This window comes from Xylophilus sp. ASV27 (genome assembly GCF_016428875.1).
Taxonomy (GTDB): domain Bacteria; phylum Pseudomonadota; class Gammaproteobacteria; order Burkholderiales; family Burkholderiaceae_C; genus Xylophilus.
In genome coordinates this window covers 1-3,051 of the sequence record NZ_JAELTO010000199.1, presented here as the reverse complement: position 1 = coordinate 3,051, position 3,051 = coordinate 1, and the positions used below count along the sequence as shown (strand labels likewise).

The window sequence follows — 3,051 nt, the reverse complement described above, 5'->3', positions numbered from 1 at the left end:
CCCCCCCCCCCCCCCCCCCCCCCCCCCCCCCCCCCCCCCCCCCCCCCCCCCCCCCCCCCCCCCCCCCCCCCCCCCCCCCCCCCCCCCCCCCCCCCCCCCCCTTTTTTAATGATCCGGCGACCACCGATATCTACACTAGGTTCTCTTCGTCGGCAGCGTCAGATGTGTATAAGAGACAGGTCCGAGGGCGCGGCCATCGCCGCGCATGCCGGCGAGCACGAGTACCCGCTGCGCGCCGTGCCGCTGGGCGGGTCCTGGCTGGAACTGCTGCAGGCGCTGGAAGCCTGCGGCCCGCTGATGGCGCTGACCCGCAACGCATCCACCGTGCACGAGAAGACCGGCGTCTACCGCAATGTCTCGGCCACCGGCCTGATCGGGCTGGCACTGTCCGAGGAAATCGACCTGCGCCTGTTCTTCCAGCGCTGGCACGCGGGCTTTGCCGTGACCGAGCCCGGCCGCGACCCGGCCGCGCCGCCGGCGCGCAGCCTGCAGTTCTTCGATGCGCACGGCCTGGCGGTGCACAAGGTCTACCTGCGCGAAGCCAGCGACCGCGCCGCGTTCGACGCGGTGGTGCAGCGCTTCGCCGTCCCCAGCGCCGGCTACGTCTTTACCACCGCGCCCGCGCCCGCGCCGCCGCAGCCCGACAGCGCCGTCGACACCGAAGGCTTTGCCGAGGCCTGGGCCGGCATGCGCGACACGCACGAGTTCTTCGGCATCACCCGCCGCTTCGGCGTGGAGCGGCAGCAGGGCTTCCGGCTGGTCGAAGGCCGCTTCACGCGGCGCCTGGACAGCGTCGCGCTGCGCCGCCTGCTGCTGGTGGCCGCGTCCGAAGGCGCGCCGATCATGGTGTTCGTCGGCAACGGCGGCTGCATCCAGATCCATACCGGGCCGGTGCGGCGCGTCGTGCCCATGTCCACCGGCGGCGCCGAGTGGATCAACGTGCTGGACGAAGGCTTCAACCTGCACCTGCGCGAAGACCGCATCGCCCAGGTGTGGGTGGTCGAGAAACCGACCGACGACGGCCACGTGACCTCGGTCGAGGCGTTCGACCATGACGGCGAGCTGATGGCCATGTTCTTCGGCGCGCGCAAGCCCGGACAGGCCGAGCGCGAGGACTGGCGCCACATCGTCGCGCGCCTGCCGGGCAGCGTATGAGCCGGACGACACGCCGCATCGCGCTGCGCCGCATGGCGGGCGGCCTGCTGGCGCTGCCGGCGCTGCCGCGGGCGCAGCCCGCCGCCCGGCCGCGCCGCCTGGTCGCCATCGGCGGCGCGCTTACCGAGATGGTCTATGCGCTGGGCGCGGAGTCGCTGCTGGTCGGCACCGACACCACCAGCCTCTACCCCGAAGCCGCGCAGCGCACGCCCAAGGTCGGCTACATGCGGCAGTTGTCGGCCGAAGGCCTGCTGTCGCTGCGGCCCGATGCCGTGGTCGCCACCACCGAGGCCGGCCCGGCCGTGGTGCTGGACCAGATGCGCAGCGCCGGCGTGCAGGTCGAGCTGGTGCAGGCCGACCACACCTGGGACGAGGTGCGGCGCAAGTTGCGCGCCGTGGGCCGCGCCGCCGCGCGCGAGGCCGATGCCGCGGCGCTGCAGGGCCGGCTCGACGCCGACTGGGCGACGGTGCGCCAGCAGGTGGCCGCCGCCACGCGCCGCCCGCGCATGCTGTTCATCCTTGCCCACGCGGCCAGCCCGCAGGTGGCCGGGGGCCAGACCGCGGCCGATGCGCTGATCCGCTTTGCCGGCGGCGTCAACGTGATGCAGGGCTTCGACGGCTACCGCAGCATGACCGCCGAGGCCATGGCCAGCGCCGCGCCGGAGCTGATCCTGACCAGCACCCAGGGCATCGAGGCGCAGGGCGGCGAGGCCGCGTTCTGGCAGCGCCCCGAACTCGCGCTGACGCCGGCCTACCGCCGCCGCGCGCTGCTGGCGCTGGAGGCCAACCGCATGCTGGGCTTCGGCCCGCGCCTGCCCGGCGTGGTGCGCGAGGTGCACGAGCGGGCGCTGGCGCTGACCGCCGGCGCATGATGCGGCGCCTGTCGCCACGGGCCGCGCTGGCCCTGGGCGCGCTGCTGCTCGCCGCCGCCGTGGTCGCGGGCAGCGCCAGCGGCGCCTACCCGATCACGCCGGCCCAACTGCTGCGCCTGCTGGGCCAAGGCCTGTCCGGCGCGCCCGGGGCGTCGCCGGAATCGCTGGTGTTCTTCAACATCCGGCTGCCGCGCCTGCTGCTGGGCATGGCCGCGGGCGCGGGGCTGGGCCTGTCCGGTGCGCTGATGCAGGGCCTGTTCCGCAACCCGCTGGCCGATCCGGGCCTGGTCGGCGTGAGCAGCGGCGCGGCGCTGGCGGCGGCCGCGGTCATCGTGGTGGGTCAGCACTGGCTGCCCGGCCTGCCGCGCACGCTGGGCAGCTGGACGCTGGTGCTGATGGCCTTTGCCGGCGGCCTTTTGGTGACCACGCTGATCTACGCGTTGGCGCAGAGCCGCGGCGCCACGCGCATGGGGCTGATGCTGCTGGCCGGCATCGCGGTGAATGCGCTGGCCGGCGCCGGCCTGGGCTGGCTCAGCTTCCTGGCCACCGACGAGCAGTTGCGCAACCTGCAGTTCTGGCTGCTGGGCAGCCTGGGCGGCGCGCGCTGGAGCGCGGTGGCGCTGGTGGGGACCATCGTGGCGGCGGCGGTGGCCTGGGGCCTCACGCTGGCGCGGCCGCTCAACGCCATCGCGCTGGGCGAGGCCCAGGCCGCGCTGCTGGGCGTGCCGGTGGAGCGGGTCAAGCGCCGCGCGGTGCTGGCCTGCGCGCTGGCGGTGGGGGCGGTCACGGCGACCACCGGCATCGTCGGCTTCGTCGGCCTGATCGCGCCGCACTGGGTGCGCCTGGCGGCCGGCCCGGACCACCGCGTGGTGCTGCCCGGCGCGGCGCTGCTCGGGGCGGCGCTGGTGCTGGCGGCCGACGCGGTGGCGCGCACCGCGGTGCAGCCGGCCTGTCTCTTATACACATCTAAAAAGGGGGGGGGGGGGGGGGGGGGGGGGGGGGGGGGGGGGGGGGGGGGGGGGGG

Annotated in this window: 3 protein-coding genes; all 3 read left to right on the top strand. The window is 75.3% G+C overall.

What is annotated here, in order from left to right:
* Window positions 1-108: 108 nt before the first annotated feature.
* Window positions 109-1,155: a hemin-degrading factor gene (locus tag JHD63_RS22120; RefSeq protein ID WP_198972942.1), complete on the top strand. Its 1,047-nt coding sequence runs from the start codon at window positions 109-111 to the stop codon at window positions 1,153-1,155.
* Window positions 1,152-2,027, top strand: a complete 876-nt coding sequence (locus JHD63_RS22115) for a heme/hemin ABC transporter substrate-binding protein (protein WP_198972941.1) — start codon at window positions 1,152-1,154, stop codon at window positions 2,025-2,027. The genes JHD63_RS22120 and JHD63_RS22115 overlap by 4 nt, the downstream gene beginning before the upstream one ends.
* Window positions 2,024-3,051 (top strand): FecCD family ABC transporter permease (locus JHD63_RS22110; RefSeq protein WP_198972940.1); only part of this gene is annotated, 1,028 nt, incomplete at its 3' end. The genes JHD63_RS22115 and JHD63_RS22110, both read left to right, overlap by 4 nt.